General features: G+C 63.9%; 22 protein-coding genes and 1 pseudogene. 15 read left to right on the forward strand and 8 right to left on the reverse strand.

Going from position 1 to position 22,214, the window contains the following annotated elements:
- From VFJ08_RS04185 to VFJ08_RS04230, 10 genes and pseudogenes are all read left to right on the forward strand, one after another.
- A pseudogene (locus VFJ08_RS04185) lies at positions 1-468 on the forward strand (aldehyde dehydrogenase (NADP(+))); the annotation flags it as partial.
- Positions 469-479: 11 nt separating this feature from the next.
- Positions 480-1,487: an AraD1 family protein gene (gene araD1, locus VFJ08_RS04190; protein ID WP_324995489.1), complete on the forward strand. Its 1,008-nt coding sequence runs from the start codon at positions 480-482 to the stop codon at positions 1,485-1,487.
- A gap of 89 nt (positions 1,488-1,576) precedes the next feature.
- Positions 1,577-2,797 (forward strand): aldose epimerase family protein, encoded by a 1,221-nt coding sequence (locus VFJ08_RS04195; RefSeq protein ID WP_324995490.1) that lies wholly within the window; start codon positions 1,577-1,579, stop codon positions 2,795-2,797.
- Positions 2,798-2,883: 86 nt separating this feature from the next.
- Positions 2,884-3,975, forward strand: a complete 1,092-nt coding sequence (locus tag VFJ08_RS04200) for a sugar ABC transporter substrate-binding protein (RefSeq protein WP_324995492.1) — start codon at positions 2,884-2,886, stop codon at positions 3,973-3,975.
- A gap of 25 nt (positions 3,976-4,000) precedes the next feature.
- Positions 4,001-5,020, forward strand: a complete 1,020-nt coding sequence (locus VFJ08_RS04205; protein ID WP_324995494.1) for an ABC transporter permease — start codon at positions 4,001-4,003, stop codon at positions 5,018-5,020.
- On the forward strand, positions 5,020-5,796 hold the full coding sequence (locus tag VFJ08_RS04210; RefSeq protein WP_324995496.1) for an ATP-binding cassette domain-containing protein: 777 nt from the start codon (positions 5,020-5,022) through the stop codon (positions 5,794-5,796). Before VFJ08_RS04205 ends, VFJ08_RS04210 begins: the two co-directional genes overlap by 1 nt.
- Before the next feature lie 81 nt (positions 5,797-5,877).
- A complete protein-coding gene (locus VFJ08_RS04215; protein ID WP_324995498.1) occupies positions 5,878-6,435 on the forward strand; it encodes a gluconokinase in 558 nt (185 codons plus the stop codon).
- Positions 6,432-7,316 (forward strand): SMP-30/gluconolactonase/LRE family protein, encoded by an 885-nt coding sequence (locus VFJ08_RS04220; RefSeq protein WP_324995500.1) that lies wholly within the window; start codon positions 6,432-6,434, stop codon positions 7,314-7,316. Before VFJ08_RS04215 ends, VFJ08_RS04220 begins: the two co-directional genes overlap by 4 nt.
- Before the next feature lie 20 nt (positions 7,317-7,336).
- The gene (locus tag VFJ08_RS04225) at positions 7,337-8,269 is read left to right on the forward strand and encodes a Gfo/Idh/MocA family oxidoreductase (protein ID WP_324995502.1); all 933 of its coding nucleotides are present in this window, start codon (positions 7,337-7,339) and stop codon (positions 8,267-8,269) included.
- Positions 8,270-8,334: 65 nt separating this feature from the next.
- Complete coding sequence (locus tag VFJ08_RS04230) at positions 8,335-9,414, forward strand: aldose epimerase family protein (RefSeq protein ID WP_324995504.1); 1,080 nt, start codon at positions 8,335-8,337, stop codon at positions 9,412-9,414.
- A 185-nt stretch (positions 9,415-9,599) separates the two neighbouring features.
- Here VFJ08_RS04230 and VFJ08_RS04235 read toward each other — a convergent pair whose 3' ends face one another.
- Both VFJ08_RS04235 and VFJ08_RS04240 read right to left on the reverse strand, forming a co-directional pair.
- The gene (locus VFJ08_RS04235) at positions 9,600-9,902 is read right to left on the reverse strand and encodes a metal-sensitive transcriptional regulator (protein WP_324995506.1); all 303 of its coding nucleotides are present in this window, start codon (positions 9,900-9,902) and stop codon (positions 9,600-9,602) included.
- Positions 9,902-10,102 carry a CopZ family metallochaperone gene (locus VFJ08_RS04240; RefSeq protein WP_324995508.1) on the reverse strand — a complete coding sequence of 67 codons (201 nt, stop codon included), beginning with the start codon at positions 10,100-10,102 and terminating at the stop codon, positions 9,902-9,904. Before VFJ08_RS04240 ends, VFJ08_RS04235 begins: the two co-directional genes overlap by 1 nt.
- A 189-nt stretch (positions 10,103-10,291) precedes the next feature.
- Between VFJ08_RS04240 and VFJ08_RS04245 the strand changes: the two genes are divergently transcribed.
- A complete protein-coding gene (locus tag VFJ08_RS04245; RefSeq protein ID WP_324995510.1) occupies positions 10,292-10,963 on the forward strand; it encodes a DUF3891 family protein in 672 nt (223 codons plus the stop codon).
- A gap of 239 nt (positions 10,964-11,202) precedes the next feature.
- Here the strand turns inward: VFJ08_RS04245 and VFJ08_RS04250 are convergent, their stop codons facing one another.
- The 6 genes from VFJ08_RS04250 to VFJ08_RS04275 all read right to left on the reverse strand — a co-directional run bounded on the left by VFJ08_RS04250 (position 11,203) and on the right by VFJ08_RS04275 (position 17,586).
- Positions 11,203-12,486: a diguanylate cyclase gene (locus VFJ08_RS04250; RefSeq protein ID WP_324995512.1), complete on the reverse strand. Its 1,284-nt coding sequence runs from the start codon at positions 12,484-12,486 to the stop codon at positions 11,203-11,205.
- Positions 12,487-12,783: 297 nt separating this feature from the next.
- Positions 12,784-13,932: a galactonate dehydratase gene (dgoD, locus tag VFJ08_RS04255; protein WP_324995514.1), complete on the reverse strand. Its 1,149-nt coding sequence runs from the start codon at positions 13,930-13,932 to the stop codon at positions 12,784-12,786.
- Positions 13,933-13,962: 30 nt separating this feature from the next.
- Positions 13,963-14,592, reverse strand: a complete 630-nt coding sequence (locus tag VFJ08_RS04260; protein WP_324995516.1) for a 2-dehydro-3-deoxy-6-phosphogalactonate aldolase — start codon at positions 14,590-14,592, stop codon at positions 13,963-13,965.
- A gap of 100 nt (positions 14,593-14,692) precedes the next feature.
- On the reverse strand, positions 14,693-15,658 hold the full coding sequence (locus tag VFJ08_RS04265; protein ID WP_324995518.1) for a 2-dehydro-3-deoxygalactonokinase: 966 nt from the start codon (positions 15,656-15,658) through the stop codon (positions 14,693-14,695).
- Positions 15,659-15,730: 72 nt separating this feature from the next.
- Complete coding sequence (locus tag VFJ08_RS04270) at positions 15,731-16,816, reverse strand: sn-glycerol-3-phosphate ABC transporter ATP-binding protein UgpC (protein ID WP_324995520.1); 1,086 nt, start codon at positions 16,814-16,816, stop codon at positions 15,731-15,733.
- A gap of 20 nt (positions 16,817-16,836) precedes the next feature.
- Entirely contained in the window at positions 16,837-17,586 is a 750-nt protein-coding gene (locus tag VFJ08_RS04275) for an IclR family transcriptional regulator (RefSeq protein WP_324995522.1), read from the reverse strand.
- A gap of 149 nt (positions 17,587-17,735) precedes the next feature.
- Between VFJ08_RS04275 and VFJ08_RS04280 the strand changes: the two genes are divergently transcribed.
- The 4 genes from VFJ08_RS04280 to VFJ08_RS04295 all read left to right on the forward strand — a co-directional run.
- Entirely contained in the window at positions 17,736-18,632 is an 897-nt protein-coding gene (locus VFJ08_RS04280; protein ID WP_324995525.1) for a sugar ABC transporter permease, read from the forward strand.
- The gene (locus tag VFJ08_RS04285; RefSeq protein ID WP_324995527.1) at positions 18,632-19,483 is read left to right on the forward strand and encodes a carbohydrate ABC transporter permease; all 852 of its coding nucleotides are present in this window, start codon (positions 18,632-18,634) and stop codon (positions 19,481-19,483) included. Before VFJ08_RS04280 ends, VFJ08_RS04285 begins: the two co-directional genes overlap by 1 nt.
- Positions 19,484-19,497: 14 nt before the next feature.
- The gene (locus tag VFJ08_RS04290; RefSeq protein WP_324995529.1) at positions 19,498-21,618 is read left to right on the forward strand and encodes an alpha-galactosidase; all 2,121 of its coding nucleotides are present in this window, start codon (positions 19,498-19,500) and stop codon (positions 21,616-21,618) included.
- A gap of 62 nt (positions 21,619-21,680) precedes the next feature.
- Positions 21,681-22,214, forward strand: a 534-nt coding sequence (locus VFJ08_RS04295) for a beta-galactosidase (protein ID WP_349256950.1), incomplete at its 3' end; no start/stop codon positions are given.

Raw genomic sequence — 22,214 nt, forward strand, 5'->3', positions numbered from 1 at the left:
CGGCTGTTCACCGCCGACAAGGCGCGCCTGTTCGACGACGCCCAACCGCTGATGGAAGAAGTCTTCGGCCCGAGCACGGTGGTGGTCGTACTGGACACGGCCGACGAACTGGAAGCCGCGGCGCGTGCGCTCAACGGCCAGTTGACCGCGACCGTGACCGGCGAAGCCGCCGAAATCGCCCGGCACAAACAACTGGTCACCGAGTTGACACGGCGCGCCGGCCGGGTGCTGTTCAACGGCTTTCCCACCGGCGTGGCGGTCAACGATGCGATGGTCCACGGCGGGCCGTACCCGGCCACCACCGATTTCCATAGTACCTCGGTGGGCACACTGGCGATCAACCGCTATCTGCGGGCGGTGAGCTATCAGAATGCGCCGGCCGCGGTCCTGCCGAAAGCACTCGCCGATGACAATCCGCTGGGTATCCGGCGGTTGGTCAATGGGGCGTCGACTGCGGCTGGGGTTTAGGGGATCGCGTCATGCAGTTAATTCAGTACGAAACCGTCTCCGCTCAACGCCGCGTCGGCGTCGTGGATGCCGATCGCGTCGGCACCATCGCCGACACCGCCAGCGTACGCGAGCTGGCGTTGGCCGCGATCCGCGCCGGGCACGGCCTGGCGGCCGAAGCCGAGGCCCGTGGCATGGCGGACGGTTTCGACAGTTTAAGCGAACTGCTGACGGCGGGCCGTGTATTGCCACCGTTGGATCACGAGGATCCGTCGCATAGCCTGATCACCGGCACCGGCTTGACGCATACCGGCAGCGCGGACACCCGTAACGCCATGCATCAGGCCGGCCAAGCCAATCCCGACCCGGACAAGCTCACCGACTCGATGAAGGTATTCAATTGGGGGCTCGAGGGCGGCCGGCCCGCGCCCGGCCAGCCCGGTGTCCAGCCGGAATGGTTCTACAAGGGCGACGGCCGCATCGCCGTCCGCCCGGGCGGCGAGATTCCGGCGCCGGATTTCGGCCGCGATCTCGGCGAGGAGCCCGAGATCGTCGGGCTGTACGTGGTGGCCGACGACGGCACGCCCTGGCGGATCGGCTATGCGCTGGGCAACGAAACCTCCGACCACATCACCGAACGCCAGAATTATCTCTACCTGGCGCATTCCAAACTGCGCTATTGCAGCTTTGGGCCGGTGCTGCTGACCGGCGAGTTGCCGCAGGCGATCGAAGGCACGAGCCGGATCTGGCGTGACGGCGCCGTGCTCTGGGAAAAGCCGTTTGTTTCCGGCGAAGCGCATATGTGCCACAGCCTGGAAAACCTCGAATACCACCATTTCAAGTATCGACAGTTTCTCGGCGCCGGCGACGTTCACATGCATTTTTTCGGCACGGCCACGCTGTCGTTCGCCGATGGCGTTGCCACCCGCGCCGGCGATACCTTCGAAATCGAATCCCCGCTTTTCGGCCCACCGCTTCGCAATACGGTGGGCGCCGACCGCGCGAGTCTCGTTCCCGGAGGTGTCCGAGTTCTCGGTTGATGCTTGAAACACACGCCGGTCCGAAACCGGCATAGAAAAGTTCGTGCACTCGAACCCGCGTGATGCACGACAGCAAGGAGGAGAAAATCATGAACCGCAAAATCAAACCCGCCTGGGGCCTTCGCCTCGGCGCGAATAACCTTGTACTGACGGCACTCGTACTGGCGGCCCTGTTGATCGCCGGCCCGGCTCTGGCGGCCAGCGACAACAGCGCAAGCGGCGACGACGCCGGCGGCACCCATCTGGCCGTCACGGTAAGCAGTTTCGGCAACACGCCGCAGGGCCAACCGGTCGACCGCTATCATTTGAGCAACCGCAACGGCATGTCGGTGGACATCATCACCTTCGGCGCTCGCGTGCAGGCGATCCGCGTGCCGGGCAAGAACGGCCAAGTCGTCGATGTGGCGCTGGGCTATGACAACGTCAAGGCTTACACCGAGTCCGGACGCAGCTACATGGGCGCCACCATCGGCCGCTACGCGAACCGGATCGCGGGCGGCAAGTTTACGCTCAACGGCAAAACCTACCATCTCGCGCAAAACAACGGCCCCAACAATTTGCACGGCGGGCCGATCGGTTTCGACCAGCACGTCTGGCAGGCCAGGCCTATTCATCCAACCGACGCCGTGGGCGTGGAAATGAGCTATCTGTCGCCCGACGGCCAGATGGGCTTTCCGGGCGATCTGGTCACCACGGTGCGCTACACCCTCAACAACGACAATGAACTGCGTATCCATTACTCGGCGGTCAGCGACAAGGATACGGTCATCAATCTGACCAACCACACTTATTTCAATATGGCCGGTGCCGGCAACGGCACGGTGCTCGACCAGATCGTCATGATCAACGCCGACCGTTACAGCCCGATCGACAAGACCGAGATTCCGCTCGGCGAATCGCGGCCGGTGAAGGGCACGCCGTTCGACTTCACGACCCCGACACCGATCGGCAAACACATCGGCGAGAAGACGAAACAGGAACTCAACGCCGAACCCAAGCAAGGCGGCTACGACCACAACTGGATCCTCAATACCAACGGCGATCTCGACAAGCTGGCGGCCCGGGTCACCGATCCGCAGTCCGGCCGTACGATTCTGGTCTATACCACCGAACCCGGTCTGCAGTTCTACACCAGTAATTTCCTGCACGGACAATTCAAGGGGATAGGCGGCACGTATCAACACTGGGGCGCATTCACGCTGGAAACCCAGCACTTTCCGGATTCACCGAATCATCCGTCCTACCCGAGCACGGAGCTGAAGGCCGGCCAGAAGTTCACTTCGACCACCATCTTCAAGTTCCTGCCTTGAGCGCACGCGGGAGCGGCCGGAATGAGCCGGCCGTTTCCGCAACGCACCCGCATGGCAACAACACCAGGATAAAGAGGAGAACCACCATGACCGACTCAACAGACAACAACAACAACGAGATCATCGACGACGGCCGCCGGCGGATTCTGCACGGCACGCTCGGCGGCGGCGCCGCGCTCGCGACCTTGGCCGGCTTGGGGATGAGCCCCGCGGCGATGGCGGCGGGTAAACACGATACGAACCTGCCGGATCATCCGAAATACAAGTTCGTATTCATCAACCACGTGACCACCAATCCGTTCTTCGTGCCGACGCAATACGGGGCCGCCGACGCTTGTGCCGCGTTCGGCTGCGAGTACCAGTGGACCGGCTCGCAGAAGTCCGAACCCACCATCATGGTCAACACGATGAATGCCGCAATCTCGGCCGGCGCCGACGGCATCGCCGTGGCCCTGGTCGACCAACACGCCTTCAACGAGCCGATCGACCGAGCGCTGGAGGCCGGCATCCCCGTGGTTTCCTATAACGCGGACGTGGACAACGACCGGTTGGCCTATATCGGCCAGGACCTGTTCGACGCCGGCAAGGCGCTGGGTAAGCGTATCGTGGAAGAAGTCGGTTCGGGCGATGTGGTCGGCTTCATCGCGACACCGGGCCAGCTCAACATCCAGCCGCGCCTGAACGGCGCCAAGGCCGCGATCAATGAATCCGGCAAGGACATCACCCTGCATGAGGTCGCCACCGGGCCCACGATCAACGAGGAATTCTCGCGCATCGAATCCTTCTATCTCGGGCACAGGGACATCAAGGGGATGTTCGCGGTCGACGCCGGGTCGACCGAGGGCGTGGCCAGGACCATGCAAAAACACGATCTGGCCAAAAAAGGCGTCAAGGCCGGCGGCTTCGATATGCTGCCGGGCACGCTGGACGGGATCGACAAGGGCTATATGAACTTCACCATCGATCAGCAGCCCTATCTCCAGGGCTTCTATCCGGTAATGGAGTTGTTCCTGTACAAGCTCTCGGGCGGCCTGAGCGGCATCGCCAACGTCAATACCGGCCTGAAGTTCGTCACCAAGGACAACGTCGGCCCCTATCTCGAGACCAAGAGCCGGTTCGAGGGCAATTCGAGCAAGGAGAAAGTGATCTCACGCTCCGGCCCTATCACGGCAGGTTGATTAGCTTATGACGACACAGTCCACAATGCACTCACCAGCGGAGAAATCCGGCCCTCGGGCCGGTGATCCGGCGCGGCGCCAGCATGTCTGGCGCCGCGCCGCGACTTCGATACTGGCGCGCCGCGAAGCCAGCATCGTCATCGCCGGCATCCTGCTGGTCATCTACTTCCAGTCCACGACCGGGGTGTTTCTGTCGCAGGGCAACATCAGCACGCTCGGCCAGTACGCGTCGGCCACCGCCATCCTGGCGGCCGGCCAGGTGCTGGTCCTGGTCAGCGGGGAGCTCGATCTGTCGGTCGGCATGGTCTACGCCATGGCGCCGTTCCTCATGTTCCTCGCGCACGGCGCGGGCCTGCCGACCGTGGTGGCCATCATCCTGGCGCTGCTCGGTTGTGCCGTTGTCGGGCTGCTCAACGGCCTGATCACCGAGTTGCTCCGCATTCATTCGTTCGTCACCACCATGGGGATGCTGTTTCTGCTCAACGGGTTCACGTTGACCATCTCGGGCGGTTATCCGGTTCAGCCGCACACCGGAGATCTGGTCGCCGCGATATTCGGCGGCAACGCGCTGGCCCAGTTCGGCTGGGCCATTGCCATCGCGCTGGCATTTCAGTTCGTGCTTGTACGGACCCGCTGGGGACTGCACACGATCGCGGTCGGCGGTAATCTGACCGGCGCGACGGAGGCCGGTGTCAAGGTCAAGTTCGTCAAGATCCGGAACTTCACGGTCTGCAGCATGCTGGCCGGATTCGCCGGCATCCTGGACAGCTTCCATATCGGCTCGATCACACCGCTGGCCGGGGGCACCCAGATCATGTTCATGTGCATCGCCTCGGCGGTGATCGGCGGCACGCTGTTGGCCGGTGGCGTCGGCACCATCATCGGCGCTTTCTTCGGCGCGCTGGTGATCGGCATCCTCAAGGATGGCTTCACGCTGGCCGGCGTCTCGGCCTACACCTTCGACATGATCCTTGGCGCCGCCATTCTGATCACCATGATCGTCAACGTTCATATCGGGCGCTTCAAATTGTTCGGAGGCCAGTAATGGCAACAAACAACGAGCCACTGCTTCGGATCGAAAATATCGCCAAGGTGTTCGGGCAGAACACCGCGCTGGAAGACGTCAACCTTGAGATCGGACGCGGCGAGGTGCACGGCCTGCTCGGCGACAACGGCGCCGGTAAGTCGACGCTGATGAAGATTCTCTGCGGGCTGCACCAGCCGACCCGCGGCCGCATCTTCTTCGACGGCAAGGAGGTCCATCTACACTCGGTGACCCAGGCCCGGGCGCTGGGTATCGACTGCGTGCACCAGGATCTGGCGCTGATACCGCAACTCAACGTCTATCACAACATGTTCCTGCAACGGGAATCGCTGCACGGCGGGCCGCTGGGCATTCTCAACAACCGGCCGATGCGGAAGAAGGCGCGCGAGTGTCTGGCCGACATCGGTGTCAACATCCCCTCGGTGGATGTTCCGGTCGGCCGGATGTCGGGCGGCCAGCGCCAGGCGATCGCGGTGGCAAGATCGGTGTATTCCAACGCCCGGCTGCTGTTGCTGGACGAACCGACCGCCGCCATGGGCGCCAAGGAAGGCGCGATGATCCTCGACGTGATCAATCGGCTGCGGGCCAAGGGCGATGTCTCGATTATCATCATCGCCCACAACTACGGCCATGTCTTCGATGTCTGTGATCGCGTCAACCTGCTGCAGAACGGCCGAATCACGTTCAGCCGTGCGACCAGCGAAACCTCGATCCAGGAACTGACCGACATCGTAGTCAACGAATATCGCAATGTCGCCAAGGAAGCACAAGCGTAGATCGGGCGGTGACGGCTTGCCGCCGGCCGGGGGCTTTGGAAGAATGCTGGACTGATCCTTCGCCGACGGCAACGCCTGCCCATGACCGATTCTCCCGTCACCGACGCGCCATATCCACATATCGACCGACGCGTGGTGGTGATGGGCGTTTCGGGCAGCGGCAAGTCGAGCGTCGGCGAGGCCGTCGGCGCCGCGCTCGGCATCGCTTACATCGACGGCGACAAGTACCACCCCCAGAGCAACATCGACAAGATGTCGCGCGGCGAGCCGCTGACCGACGACGACCGGGCCGGCTGGCTCGCCGTTCTGCGCGATCTCATCCGCGATCATCGCGACCGCCACGAGGCGGTGCTGATCGGCTGCTCGTCGCTCAAGCACAGCTATCGGGCGCAACTGCGCGCCGGCGATCCGAATCTGTTGTTCCTGTTTCTCGACGGCAGCTTCGAAGTGATCCTCGGCCGCATGAAGCGCCGCAAGCATTTCTTTTCGGCCGAGATGCTGACGTCGCAGTTCGAAACATTGGAAGCGCCGGGCGAGGACGAAGCGATCCGTATCGACATCGATCAGAATTTTGCCGATGTGATCCATACCAGCACCTCCGCTCTGCGCCGGCGCTTGGAAAGCGACGCCAAGTCATGAACGACACCCTCACTCCGCTTTTGGCGCTCGAGATGGGCCTGGGCGAAGGCCCGATCTGGCATCCTGAGCACAACGCCCTGTACTGGGTTGATATCCTGGGCGGCGCCCTGCACCGGCTGGATTTCGACCACAACGCACATACGGTCGTCGATTACGGCGAGGCGATTACCTGTGTGGTGCGGCACGCCGGGGGCGGTTTTCTGGCCGCCATGCGTTCCGGCCTGTGGCGACTAGACGAGGCCGGCGCACGCCAGGATCGCGTGGCCGATGCGCCGCAGAACCCGCGCGATCATCGATTCAACGACGGCGGCTGCGACCCGACCGGCCGGTTCTGGATCGGCACGATGAACGAGACCCTAGCCGCCGCCGATGCCGGCCTCTACTGTCACGACGGCGCGGCTCTGCGCGCCCGGCTGGGCGGCATGACCATCACCAACGGGCTGGCGTTTTCCACCGACGGGCGCTGGATGTATCACACCGATACGCTCACCCGCGTGATCCGTCGTCATCGCTACGACCCGGCGACCGGCGAACTCGGCGCGGGCGAGGTCTGGGTCGATCTGAACGCGCTGGATATCGCGGGCAACCCGGACGGCGCCGCGGTCGATGCCGACGATCACTACTGGACCGCCTTGTTCGGCGGCGCGGGGCTCGCGCGCTTCGACCCGGACGGCCGGCTCGTCGCGCGCTATCCGCTCGCCGCCTTGCAACCGACCATGCCGGCGTTCGGCGGCGCCGACGGGCGTACCCTGTTCGTGACCACGGCGCGCGAGAACATGGACGCGGTGGCGCTGGCCGAGTGGCCGGATTCGGGCGCGCTGTTCTCCATGACGGTCGATGTACCCGGACGCCCCACCGCGGCCTTTAGAGACAACAGGTAAAGGCAACAGGTAAATATATTATGAGTATTCGCATTGCCCTGATCGGGTACGGCAAGATCGCGCGCGACGAACATCACCCGACGCTGGACGCGAATCCCGCCTTCGAACTCGTCGCCACGGTTGCGCGGCGTTTCGACACCGATCCCACCGCCGAGCCCGCGCGTTTCGATAGCCTGGACGCCCTGCTTGAATCCGATGTCGCGGTCGACGCCGTCGCGCTGTGCGTGCCGCCCCAGCATCGCTTTACCCTGGCCTGTCGGGCGCTGGACGCCGGTTTGCATGTTCTATTGGAAAAGCCGCCGGGTATGACATTGTCGGAGGTCGATCACCTGGAACGGCAGGCCGCGAACGCCGGCGTCACGCTGTATGCCAGCTGGCACTCGCGCCACGCGCCGGCGATCGAGGCCGCCCGCGAATGGCTGATCACGCAGACCGTGACCGCGGTGCGGATCGACTGGTGCGAAGACGTCACCGTCTTTCACCCCGGCCAAACCTGGATCTGGGAGCCCGGCGGGTTGGGCGTGTTCGATCCGGGCATCAATGCGCTATCCATCGCCACCTACATTCTCGTGCGGCCGTTCGCGCTGCGTGAAGCCACGCTGGATGTGCCGAGCAACTGCGCCACCCCGATCGCCGCCGATCTGTCATTCGTGGATACCGCCGGCGCACCGATTAGCGCGGCCATGGACTGGCGTCACGAGGGCGATCCCGCGTGGCAGATTATCGCGACCACCGAGGCCGGCGAACTCAAGCTCGAAGAAGGCGGCGCCCGCATGCTCATCGACGGCGAACTGCGCATCGAGGAAGACAAGAACGAATACGCCGGCGTGTACGCGCTGTTCGCCACGCTCGTCAACGAAGGCCGATCGGAAATCGACGTACGGCCGTTCGCCCATGTGGCCGATGCCTTCATGCTGGGCCGGCGCCGCATCGTCGACGCCTTTCACGAATAACCACGCTTGTTCGCTGCCGGCCGGTTGCCGCGCCGTCAAAGATCGAAACCACTGTGAGGCCCGTCATGTCCGAACCCCTGCCCGACCGCTTGGCGGTGATCCGCGAACCGTTCGGCACCACACCCGAGGGCGGGCGCGTCGATCGCTACGTGCTGACCAACCGCCGCGGGATGCGGGTGGCGATCGTCACCCACGGCGCGCGTATTCAGGCGATCGAGGTACCGGACAAAAACGGCCACACGGCGGACGTCGTGCTCGGCTTCGATCGGCTGGACGATTATCTGGACGCCGGCAACAGCTACTTCGGCGCCACCATCGGCCCTTTTGCCAACCGTATCGCCGGCGCCGCATTCGAACTCGGCGGCCGGTCCTACCGGCTGTCGGCCAACGAAAACGGAAACACGCTGCACGGCGGCGAGCGCGGCTTCGACCGACAGGTCTGGGCGGCGGTACCGATCGACGAAAACGATACCGTCGGCGTCGAACTGACGCATCTATCGCCCGACGGCGACATGGGCTTTCCGGGCAACCTCGCGGTCACCCTGCGCTACACGCTGGACAACGCCAACAACCTGCGCCTGCACTACTCCGCGGTGGCCGACGCCGATACGGTGATCAACCTCACCAACCACGCCTTTTTCAATCTGGCCGGCGCCGGTAACGGCACCATCCGCGAGCAGCTGGCGATGATTCACGGCGAACACGTCACCGCGGTCGACGGCGCCCTGATCCCGACCGGAGAGTTGACGCCGGTCGCCGGCGGCGCGATGGACTTCACCCGGCCCAAGCCGTTCGGCCGGGATATCGCCGACGATGCGCTCTCGGCGATCGGCGGCTACGATCATAACTGGGTGCTGGCCGGCGCGGGCGATTTGAACCGGCTCGCGGTGCGTGCCGTCGACCCGGCCTCGGGCCGCGCGTTGGAGATGTATTCCACCGAGCCCGGCGTGCAGGTCTATACCGGCAACGACTTCGACGGCTCGCTGATCGGCAAGAACGGCGCGGCCTACGATTGTCACGGCGCCTTTACGCTCGAGGCCCAGCACTTCCCGGATACGCCCCACCAGCCGGCTTTTCCCGGCACGACCCTGGCCTCAGGCGAAAAATATACCCAGACCACGGTCTATCGCTTTACGCCGGGCTGATACCAACCGTTACAATGATGTAGCGATAGCCGATAAGAAAAAGAGCAAGTCCGCAAATAAACGCAATGTACGCAAAATAAAGAAAATTCGTTTTTCATCTGCGTTTTTTTCGCGTTCATTTGCGGACTATTTTTACATGTTGGTATGACGCATCGTCCCGGCGTTGTCGGTCGCCGATGCCGCGATCAACGGTACTTCAGAACGTCCATCAGTTCGGCGACGATCGCATCTTCGTCGCCGCGCTGATGCGCGGTAACCACATGATGCTTGAGATGAGCGCGCAGGATGAGATCGCCGGTCTTGGCCAGCGCCCCCTGGACCGCCTTGATCTGCTTGAGCGCGTCGACGCAATAGACATCGTCGCGTTCGAGCATGCGGAGCACGCCGTCGACATGGCCGCGGATCGATCGCAGACGCATGCGCGCATCGTCGCGCGCATCCGGGTCCACCACGAGCCGATCGCAGCAGTTTTGAGTCGACTCCGCCATTACGCCGCCGTGGCCTCGTAGCCTTCTTCGCGCACCGCGGCCAGCAACGCCTCGGTCTCGACATCGCCTTCGATTTTCGCGATACCGGAATCCAGATCGACTTCGAGCACGCGCTCCACGCCGTCGACCTCGGCGAGCGCCTCGTCCACGGCGGCCACGCAGTGCCGGCAGCTTATGCCTTCAATCTTGAGTCGGGTCATCATATTCTCCTGGACTCAGTCCACCCCAGGGGGTGTGGGGAGCGGTTGGTACGAGCTTAAAACCCGCGCCGAACAGGGTCAAGCCGGATAGGGTCAAGTATTTGGGCCGATTGCCGTTTTCAAGCGCTCTGTCGCTTGTTTGGCCGGCTGCGTATCATCGTACGATATGCAAACGACGGCCTCGGCGCGATGTTTCAATCCCAACACAGCCACCGTATTCTCACGCAGGTCGAACACTCGAAGTTGAGCGGCCTGCTCGCCTGGCATTGGGGCAACCGGCGATTCGATCGACCGGCGCTGGATTTCTTCGGCTTTGCCAGCGGCGTAACGCTACACGACTGGCATTACGGCCCGATGGACAATCATCCGCTGGGCGACACGCCGCCGGCTGCCTGGCAGGAAATCGCGGAGCGCGGCGTAACCCTGACCTACGACGATCCGGTGACCGATCTGGTGGCAAAATACCATCTACGCCGGCTGATTGGTGATCCGGAGGATGCAACGACCCGCGCCCTGGTCGGGCGTCTGGATGCCCATATCGCAACACAGCTCGAGGCGCATCGGTTATCGGCCTCGGCATTCGCCTGGGCCGATCGAATCACCCGCTTCTGCGACGAGGTCGCCTTTCATTTCGGTTTCGATCACCGGGGCTGGCATCGCAGCACGGTGGTCGATCGCCTCGACACCAGCGAGGAAACCGAGATCGCTTACGAAATCAACGATTCAGGCGTACTGCGTTTCGACCCGTGGCCGTTCGCCGCGACCGAATTCGGCATGCCGCTGATCGTATTCGACGGCGCGGGTTATCCCGAACGGCCGTCACCCTATGTGTTGTTCGTACAGGGTCGAAAGCTCGGGTAGTCCCGCCGCCCGGGATACGGGATTCAGCCAGGGCGATACCTTACACCAACCCTCGTAAAGAAAGATTGATCGATCTTCATGAAGCCGGAATTCGTCCGCAAATGAACGCCAGTAAACGCAAATGAAAGCAAGATAAAGCGTATAAACGCGTCTTATTCGCGTGCATTTGCGTTTATTTGCGGACTGTTTGACCGGTAGGTCATTGCTTTTGCAGGTTGGTATAACGCGCCATACAACGTTCAGGCTCGTGCAGTAGCCGGCATATCGGCGAGGTGCCCGCAATCGGCGGCCGCCGGGCCGCGCACGCAATTGCGGCCGGCCTGTTTGGCCGCGTACAGCGCCTGGTCGGCTTCGTGCACGAGCTTGTCGAGATCGTCGTCGTCCGCGACCGCGCCCAGCGCATAGCCGGCCGAAATACTCACCGCGCCACCGATCGGCGAGGCCGAGTGCTCGAGCCCGAGATCGCGCACCGCACGGCGCATGGCCTCGACCCGGGCGGCGCATGTCTCCGGCGAGTCGGCATCGAGCATCACCAGAAACTCCTCGCCGCCCCAACGCGCCACGACCTCGCCGGTCGGCGCCAGCGTTTCGGCCAGCGCGCGGGTGATCCGGCACAGGCAATCGTCGCCGGCGAGATGTCCGTAATGGTCGTTGTAGCGCTTGAAATAATCGACGTCGACGAGAACCACCGCACGCCGTGTATCCCTGTCCGCTTCGGCCAGCGCATCGCGCAGCCCGCGCCGATTCAGCACGCCGGTCAGCTCATCGTGATGGGTCAGCCGGGCCAGATGCGTGTTCGCCCGGTCCAGTTCGCGGGCGTTGCGCTCGCTCTCGCGGATCGCGCGATAATTCATCCGTTCGCGTTCTTCCAACCGCCAGCAGCCAAACAGCGCATAGATCGCGGCCACGGTCTGCACCAGCACCATCCAGAACTGCTCGGCTGGCGCCGCCGAGGAAAACAGCGCATTGCCCACGGCGACTATGGCAACCGTCGCCGCGCAGCCCGCCACGCAGTAAGCGAACCGCAGCTGGATGGCGGCGGCCATCAGAAACGGCTGCAACGCAATCGCCGTCTGGATGATCCACAGATGTGACGGGTCGGCATAAAGACTGAGGGTCTCGGCCATGACCACCCACGACAGCACGCCCGACATCATGACGCTCTCGCGTATGAACACGCCCGGTTTGCGACGCAGGATGACCCAGCAACCCAAACTGAACAAATCCACGGCAAGCGTGGCTAGAATGACCGCCGGCGCATCGCCAAGCAGCGCATAGAGCCCGATCGCGCCGATATGGGTCATTGCAAGCTGCAAATAGCCGACCCGCCGGAAGCGATAACGCCGCGCCCGCCCCGTCGCGCGCTCGAATTCCGCTTCCAGCGCCGGCGTAAACGTCAGGTCGAGACGCGCAAGCCAGTGCGCGGTCGCACAACGCCAGGTATTTCGACGATCCTTGTCCATGGTCTCGTCCATGGCCTCCATCCGCCGGGCCAATCCAATCGAGGGCCGGCCGTGGGTCATGGGCCGGCATAACGAAGCGTCGGCAAGCCGGCGGCCTTTTATACCGGACTATCGGCAATCGGGCGTATCGATTGAGCTCGCTCGGCGCGGCGGCGGATCGTCAATTCGTCTAATACCAGCCATTATAATGATGTAACGATAGCCGGTAAGAAAAAGAGCAAGTCCGCAAATAAACGCCAAGGCACGCAAAATAAAGAAAATTAGTTTTCATTTGCGTTTTTCGCGTTCATTTGCGGACTGTTTTCGTCTTCCTTTCGCATTCTTGTTTTGCAGGTTGGTATTACGCCGCGTCCGTCATCACCATTCGGCGAAGCTGCCATCCGCATGGCGCCAGATCGGGTTGCGCCAACGATGGCCGACCTCGGCGCGCTCGCGCACATAATCCTCGTTGATCACAACGCCCAGGCCCGGCTGGTCGGGAATGGTCACGGAGCCATCCCGGTAGGCAAAGACTTCCGGGTTGGTGATGTAGTCCAGAATGTCGTTGGACTGGTTGTAGTGAATGCCGAGCGACTGTTCCTGGATGAAGGCGTTGTAGCACACCGCGTCGAGCTGCAGATTGACCGCCAGCGCGATCGGCCCGAGTGGGCAATGCAGCGCCAGCGCGACATCGTAGGCTTCGGCCATGGCCGCGATCTTGCGTGTTTCGGTGATGCCGCCGGAATGCGACGGGTCGGGCTGGATGATGTCGACGAAGCCGCCCTCCAGGATCGGTTTGAAGTCCCAGCGCGAGAACAGGCGCTCGCCGAGCGCGATCGGCGTGCTCGTCAGGCCGGCGAGTTCGGGCAGGGCCTCGTGGTGTTCCGAGAGCACCGGTTCTTCGATGAACATCAGGTTGTATTGCTCGAGCTCGCGCATGAGCACCTTGGCCATCGGCTTGTGCACGCGGCCGTGGAAATCCACGCCGATGCCGAAGTGCGGCCCCACCGCCCCGCGGATCGCGGCGACGTTCTCGAGCACGCCGTCGACCTTGGCGTGGTTGTCGATGAACTGCATTTCCTCTGAGGCGTTCATCTTGATCGCGGAGAAGCCGAGCTCGGCGCGCTCTTTCGCCATGGCCGCGGTATCGCCCGGCCTATCGCCGCCGATCCAGGAATAGACCTTGATGCGATCGCGCAGCTTGCCGCCGAGCAGTTCGTGCACCGGCACGCCGAGCGCCTTGCCCTTGATATCCCATAGCGCCTGGTCGATACCCGCCAGCGCGCTCATATGAATCGCCCCGCCGCGATAGAAGCCGCCGCGATAGAGCACGGTCCAGTGATCCTCGATCCGGCGCGGGTCGGCGCCGACAAGATAATCGGACAACTCCTCGACCATCGCGGCGACCGCCGCCGCCCGGCCCTCGACCACCGGTTCGCCCCAGCCGACGATGCCGGCGTCGGTGGAGATTTTTAGAAAACACCAGCGCGGCGGCACGAGAAAGGTTTCGAGTTTCGTGATTTTCATGTCGGACCTTATAAATCAGTGATGGGTAAATCAGTGATAGGCCGAGAGCTTTTGCCAGGCATCGGCGAACGCGCGCGCATTGGCGGCCACGGTCGCCGTATCCATCCCGGCCTTGTACAACGCCGACCCGAGGCCGAAGCCGGTGGCGCCCGCGGCCACGAATTCGTGCATATTGTCGGGATTGACGCCGCCCACCGGCATCAACGGCACCGCGCTCGGCACCACCGCGCGCCAGGCCTTGACCACCTTCGGGCCGATCGCCTCGGCCGGAAACAACTTGAGCGCATGCGCACCGGCATCCAGCGCGGCGAAGCCTTCGGTGGGCGTCGCCACACCGGGCGCGCTCGCCAGACCGGCGCGCACCGTGGCTTCGATGACTTCGATTTTCGCATTGGGCGAGACGATGATCCGTCCGCCGGCGTCGCGAACCTGGCCCACCTGCTCTGGCTGCAACACGGTACCGGCGCCGACCAGGGCGCCGTCGCCGAGCTTCGCCGACAATTTCTCGATGCTCGCCAGCGGGTCGGGCGAGTTCAGCGGGATCTCGATTACGCGGAAGCCGGCTTCGAACAGCGTCTCGCCGATCGCTTCGATCTCGTTGGGTTTCACCCCACGCAGGATCGCGATCAGCGGTAGATCTTTTAAATAATCGTTGAGCATGTCAGCACCTCCGGCGCAAGGAATCGGTCAGACAAGCGAGTACGCAAGCGCGTGCTCGCCGCGGCCATCGGCCGCGAAGAAGTTGAAAACAGCTGACATGTCAGCTGTTTTGGTGCCGGGTTAATAGCAAACCGGCGGCCTCGGCGATACGCCATAGCCCCGAACGCGCGGCGTCGGGAATCTCGGCCGCGTCGTCGATATCGAATCGGGCCAGCGCCCGGCGATAGCGACCGCACAGCGCGTCGTCGCCGATCAGCCGCAGCGGCGGGACCCGTTCGAGGCCGGCCAACGCGCTGCGCAGTTCGTCGCCGATCAGAAGCCCCGACAGATAATCCGGGGTCGCCTCGGCGGCGAGTTCACCAGCGAGCATCCGGCTGCGGGTCGAAAACAGCGCCGCGGCGAGACCGGCCGTGCCGGCCGCGCGCGCGCTGTCCACGCCGAAGTCGAAAGCCTCGGTATCGATCGCGCTCTCGTTGCGTCCGATCGGCTTGCCGAGGATGGAATGCTTGCGCAGCACCGCAAACAGTTCGCCGGTCATGTAGGTGCTGAAGGCGGCGAGCCGATGATCGGCGATATGCACCCATTTGCAATGCGTGCCCGGCAACACCAGCAGCCCGCGCTCGGCCAGCTCGGGGGCCACGGCCAGCGCGCCCAAAACCTGGGTTTCCTCGCCGCGCATCACGTCCGGCAGCGCGCCCTCGCCGGCTTGCTGCATCACGCCGGGGACGATGTACAGCGGCACCGGGTCGGCTTCGACCTTGAGCAACCGGCCGGCCAGAGCGCAGAGTTCGGCCGGGCAATCGACATAGGCCGCTTCGGCCCAGCCGCCGCGGCTGCCGATCATGCCGCAGGCCAGCACGGGCAGATCGCCGTGCACCGCGATCCAGTCGCCGATGATCTCCCGATAGGCGGCGGCGAACGCGTCGTCGGCCACCTGCATGATGCCGCGGCGGGCGGTCCGGGTGTCGATCGCCTCGCCGTTGTCGGCGAGCAGCCATGCGCGCAGCGACGAGGTCCCCCAGTCGAGCGCGATTAGGCGCGCCGTATTCGCGGATTTGTCGTCCATACGCGATAGTTTACTCGGCATACATGGCGCTCGCGTTCACCGCGGCGGGCGCACGAAATGGGCATACGGCATTTAAATCGCCGCGCCGTCGCGATCGAAAAGATGGCAATCGCGGGCGGCGAACGTCACCGTCGCCGTGTCGCCGTTGCGCGCTTCGGTGTAGGCATCGGCCTGCACCACGAAGCGGTCCAAGTCCCCGTATTCGCCGTACAGATAGGCGACATTGCCGAGCCGCTCGGTCACCTGGACGGGCACGCTCAGTACCGCGTCGCCGTCGTCGCCTTCGCGCAAATGCTCGGGGCGGATGCCCAAGGTGACGTGCGCCCCCGGCTCGACACCGGCGGCCGATTCCCGCGCGATCTGGATCGGCGTTTTGGCGTCCGTCAACTCAAGATCGATCCGCCCGTGCTCGACGCCGACCACCCGGGCCGCCAGAAAATTCATTCGCGGCGAACCGATGAAGCCGGCCACGAACGCGTTGCACGGACGCTCGTAGATCTCCAGGGGCGAGCCGACCTGCTGTACCTGGCCGTCGCGCAGCACCACGATCTTGTCGGCCATGGTCATCGCCTCGACCTGATCGTGGGTGACGTAAATCATGGTGGTGTCGAGCTTACGGTGCAGCTCTTGCAGCTGCACCCGCATTTCGACGCGCAGTTCGGCGTCCAGATTCGACAGCGGCTCGTCGAACAAAAACACCTGCGGCTGGCGCACGATCGCACGGCCAATCGCCACGCGCTGACGCTGGCCGCCGGACAGCTGCTTGGGCTTGCGATCCAGATAATCCTCGAGTTGCAGAATCCGCGCGGCCTTTTCCACCTGGGCCCGGACTTCTTTCTTGGGCACGCGTGCCATGCGCAGCCCAAAACCCATGTTCTGCGCCACCGTCATATGCGGATACAGCGCATACGACTGGAACACCATGGCAATGCCACGGGCGGCCGAATCCATATCGTTGACCCGTTCGCCGCCGATGTACAGATCGCCCGCGCTGATGTCTTCCAGCCCGGCGATCAAGCGCAGCAACGTCGTCTTGCCGCAGCCGGAGGGGCCGACGAATACCACGAACTCCCGATGCTCGATTTTTAGATCCACGCCGTGAATCGTCTCGGTGTCGCCGAAACGTTTGACGATTTTTTGCATCGAAATATCGGCCATATTACTTCTCCTCGTATCGATCAATGCAGCAGCACGTGTTTTTCCGCAATCCGATCGGCGGCGTCGATCACCAGCGGCCCGAGCGCCTCCATCCGATCGCCGGTCATACGCACCGTGGGCGCGGTGACGCTCAAGCCGCCGACAATCCGCCCGGATGCCTCGACGATCGCGGCCGCGACACAGCGGATGCCCTGTTCATGCTCTTCTATGTCGTAGGCACAGCCGCGTTCGCGCACCGCGGCGAGCTCCGTGCGTAGCACCGTATCGTCGGTGATCGTAGTCGGCGTATGGCCGGCCAATTCGGTCGTGGCCAGCAGCGTATCGAGCGCGGCCGGCGCCAGCGCGGCCAGGATCGCCTTGCCCACGCCCGTGCAGTACAGCGGGCCGCGCTTGCCGATCGCCGAAAACAGGCGCAGCGAGTTGCCGCTCTCGCGTTTGTCGATATAAACGATCTGGCTGCCGTCCAGCACCGCCAGGTGCACGGTTTCGCCGGTTTGTTCGGTCAGCCGGTCGACATCGGCGGCCGCGATCGAACGCAGATCCAGCGACAGCCAGGACCGGTGCGCGAGTTCGAGCAGGCGCAGCCCCGGCCGGTAGGTTTGGGTCGGTTCGTCCAGCGTGATCAGCCCCTCGGAGGCCAGCGCGCCAAGCAGCCGGTGCAGCGTGGCCTTCGGACGGCCCGAGGCCGACAACAGATCGGTGAAGCGCGGCGGCGTCGGGCTGTCGGCGATCAATGCCAGCAATGCGATCGCTTTGTGGAAGCTGGACATGGTGTGCTATCCGAAAGTCGTGGTCGCGCTTGTTGACAGGCGCTGAATCAGAGCGCTAGCTTACATGAAACAAAGTTCCAAATAATGAAACTATCGTCTAAAGCGGCGGGCCGGCAGCGCAGCACGCCGCTTCGGGAGGAGAAGACAAAGTGACATCGACGGCGACCACCGGTCGGCGGCTGGGAATCAGGCGCGGCGCGTTCGCGCCCTATCTGTTCGTCGCGCCGGCGTTCATCTTTTTCGCCATCTGGGTGATCTACCCGATCATCCAGAGCTTTATCGTCAGCTTCTATGACTGGAGCGGCTTTGGCGCCGGTACTTTCATCGGCCTCGACAACTACCGCGAGTTGTTCGATTCCCACCAGTTCTGGGTTTCGCTCAAGAACAACGTTCTCTGGCTCGTATTGTTCATGCTCGCCCCGCCGCTGGGCTTGCTGATCGCGTTGTTCCTGAATCAGCAAATACTCGGCATCCGCCTCGCCAAATCTTTGTTTTTCTTCCCGTTCGTGCTGTCGCAGGTCGTGATCGGGCTGGTGTTTTCCTGGTTCTATCAACCGGTCGGCGGCCTGATCAACGCGATACTCGGCGCTTTCGGCATCCCGCCGGTCGCGGTGCTGTCGAATCCGGTACTGGTCAATTTCGGCATCATCGCGGCCGGGCTGTGGCCGCAGATCGCCTACTGCATGATCATTTACCTGACCGGCCTGAACAGCGTGAACCCGGAGCAAATCGAAGCGGCCCGGCTGGAAGGCGCGAAAGGCGTGCGGCTGCTCTGGCACGTGATCCTGCCGCAGCTTAGGGCCGCGACTTTCATCGCCGTGGTGATCACCGTGATCGGGGCGCTGCGCAGCTTCGACCTGGTCGCGATCATGACCCAGGGCGGGCCGTTCAACAGCTCCAGCGTGCTGGCTTGGTACATGTATCAGGAATCGATCACCAACTACCGGCTGGGCTACGGCGCGGCGATCGCGGTGATCCTGTTCCTGATCATGAGCGTATTCATCGCCTACTTTCTATGGCGCATTGTCAGGGACAGGCAACGGTAGTGTTTCCCAAACCGATTCAAAAACGCTCCACCGCGACCGGTATCGCCTACCGCGTCGCGGTGCCTGTGGTGCTGTTGCTATGGCTGCTGCCGCTGATCGCGGTCTTTCTGACCTCGATCCGCTCGCTGGCCGATATCAATGCCGGCAACTACTGGGGCATGCCGAGCCAGCTATCATTGATAGAAAACTACGCTGCTGTATTCCAGCAGACACCGATGCTGCGCTATCTGATCAACAGTCTGGTGATCACGATACCGGCCGTGGCCGGCGCCATCGCGCTGGCCACGATCGCGGGCTTCGCGCTGGCGAAGTATCGTTTTCGGGGCAATATTTTGTTGTTCGCCCTGTTTGTCGGCGGCAATTTCGTGCCCTTTCAGATTCTAATGGTGCCGGTACGCACGTTTTCGCTGCATCTGGGCCTGTACGACACCTACTGGGCGCTGATCCTGTTTCATATGGCGTTCCAAAGCGGTTTTTGCGTATTTTTCATGCGCAACTTCATCGCCGAACTGCCGGACGATCTACTGGAAGTCGCCCGCACCGAGGGTGTCGGCGAATTCAAGATTTTCATTTACATCATCCTGCCGCTCGTGCGACCGGCGCTGGCCGCGTTGTCGGTGCTGATCTTCACCTATGTCTGGAACGATTATTTCTGGGCGCTGGTGCTGGTGCAAAGCGACAGCGTCCGACCGGTGACCACAGCGTTGCAAACGCTACAAGGCCATTTCACGGCATCCTGGCAGTTGGTTTCCGCGGCCGCAATCATCGCCGCGCTGCCGCCGGTCGCCCTGTTCTTCGCGATGCAGCGGCATTTCGTGGCCGGGCTCACGCTGGGCGCGACCAAGGGTTGATAGGCGAAGGCGTCATGCATCGACTCGATTCGGCCACCACCACGCTCATTCTCGACGAGGCCGGCGACGGCCTGCCGCGGATCGTCTATTGGGGCGGCCGGCTGCGCCATGCAATCGGCGCGGGCGCGCTGGCCGCCGACCGTGGACGGGCCCTGCCCCACGGCGGGCTGGACGAAGACGTGCCGCTGTCGCTGGTGCCCGAACCCGGCGCCGGCTTCATGGGCCAGCCGGGCCTCGCCGGCTCGCGTGATGGGCGCGACTGGCTGACCCGGTTCGAAGCCGCCGTAACCTCCAACGCCGACACGATCACCGTGGCCGCCCGCGATCAAGACGCCGGTCTCGAACTTACGATCGATCTTTCGTTGCACGCGGCCTCCGGGGTGCTGACCACCCGCACGCGCGTCGTGAATACCGGCACGGCGCCATTCACGCTGGACTGGGCCGCGGCCGGCGTCTACCCGCTGCCCGCGCGCATTGGCGAGCTGCTCACCCTCGAAGGCCGCTGGAGCCGCGAGTTCGCCGTCCGCCGCCAGCCGTTCCCCGATCAGGCGCTGATCGGCGACAATCGCACCGGTCGCACCTCGCACCATAACTTTCCCGGTCTGGCGGCCGGTACGCCGGGCTTTACCGAGCAGAACGGCGAAGTATTCGGGTTTCATTTGGCCTGGAGCGGCAACCACCGCTGGCTGGCCGAACGGCTGCGCGACGACCGCCGGCAGATCCAGCTCGGCGAACTGCCGCTGCCCGGTGAAATCGTACTGGCGCCCGGCGAAGCCTACGCGTCGCCGCCCGCCCACGCGGCTTGGTCGGATAACGGTCTGTCCGGTATGGCCGAAGCCTGGCATACCTTCATGCGCGCCGAAATTTTGCCGCGATCCGTGACCACGCCGCGGCCGGTGCACGTCAACACCTGGGAAGCGTTCTATTTCGATCACGATCCGAAACGGCTCGCAATTTTCGCCGACCGGGCGGCTGCGCTCGGCTGCGAACGTTTCGTGCTGGATGACGGCTGGTTTCGGGGGCGTCATGACGACAGCCGCGCGCTCGGCGACTGGACGGTCGACGCCGACGCCTACCCGCACGGTCTGGGGCCGCTGATCGCGCACGTCAACAAGCTCGGCATGGCCTTCGGACTGTGGGTCGAGCCCGAGATGGCGAACCCCGATTCCGATCTGTTGCGCGCGCATCCGGACTGGATTCTCGGCGTGCCCGGGCGCCACCAGCCGATGGGCCGGCAGCAGTACGTGCTCGATCTCACCCGGGCCGAGGTCGCGGATTATCTGTTCGCGTCCCTGGACGCCCTGCTCTCGGCGCACCCGATCGCTTATCTCAAATGGGACATGAATCGCGACCTGACCCATCCGGCGCACGCCGGCCGGGCCGCGGTCCACGCGCAGACCCGCGCCCTCTATGCGCTCGTCGATCGTGTTCGCGCCGCGCATCCGGACGTAGAAATCGAATCCTGCGCCTCTGGCGGGGCGCGCGCGGACTACGGCATCCTGCGCCGGGCCAACCGAATCTGGCCGTCGGACTGCAACGACGCCGTCGAGCGCCAGGCGATTCACGCCGGCTTCGGGCTGTTCTTTCCGCCCGAGATCATGGGGGCGCATATCGGTCCCAATCCGTCGCATACCACCGGACGCACGATCGACTTCGATTTTCAGGGCGCGACCGCGCTATTCGGCCATTTCGGCCTGGAACTCGACATCACCGCACTGGACGAGCCCGACGCCGAGCGGATCGCCGCCTGGATCGCGCTCTACAAGGAGTGGCGCGCGCTACTGCACCATGGGCGGCCGGTGCGCCTGGATGCCGACGAGGACGGCGTTCGCGCGCACGGGGTGGTCGCGGCCGATCGCGAGCGCGCGCTGTTCTGTCACGCGCGCTCGACTTCCGCGCGTGCGCCGGTTCCGGCCCCGCTGCGCCTGGCCGGGCTGAAGCCGGAATGTAATTATCACGTGAAACTGTTGCAGCACACGATGCCGCCGCCTTTTGCCGCGCGCGGGCTGCCCGCCGCCCTGGCCGGCCACGGCACGGTGTTGCGCGGCGAATGGCTGATGCGCGGCGCCGGTCTGCAACTGCCGATCACGCCGCCGCAGCACGCGCTGCTGATCGCGGCCGACGCGGTCGGCTGAATCGCCATGTCTGTCTATTTCCGGAGGAGCCGATGAGTCAGTCCCACGCCAGCGATCCGACGATGCGGCTCGGCGTCTGCTACTACCCCGAGCACTGGCCCGAACGCCAATGGGCCGCCGACGCAGAGGCGATGACGGCGATCGGCATCAAGCGCGTGCGCATCGCCGAATTCGCCTGGCGGCTGATCGAGCCGGGGCCGGGCGAATTCGACTGGGGCTGGCTGGATCGCGCCGTCGAAACCTTGGCCGAAGCCGGGCTGGAGATCGTGATGTGCACGCCGACCGCCACCCCGCCGCGTTGGCTGGTCCGCGCGCATCCCGAGATTCTGGCGGTGGGCGCCGACGGCCGGACGCGCGGCTTCGGCTCGCGCCGCCACTATTGCTTCTCCAGCCCGGTCTATCGCGCCGAAAGCCGCCGCATCACCGCCGCCGTGGCCAAGCGCTACGGCGGTCATCCCGCGGTCGTCGCCTGGCAGACCGACAACGAATACGGCTGCCACGACACCGTGGTCAGCTACTCGCCGGCGGCCGCGGCCGCTTTCCGCGACTGGCTGGCCGCACGCTACGGTGACATCGCGACGCTGAACGCCGCCTGG

The sequence above is a fragment of the Salinisphaera sp. genome, from assembly GCF_035690525.1.
Classification (GTDB): Bacteria; Pseudomonadota; Gammaproteobacteria; order Nevskiales; family Salinisphaeraceae; genus Salinisphaera.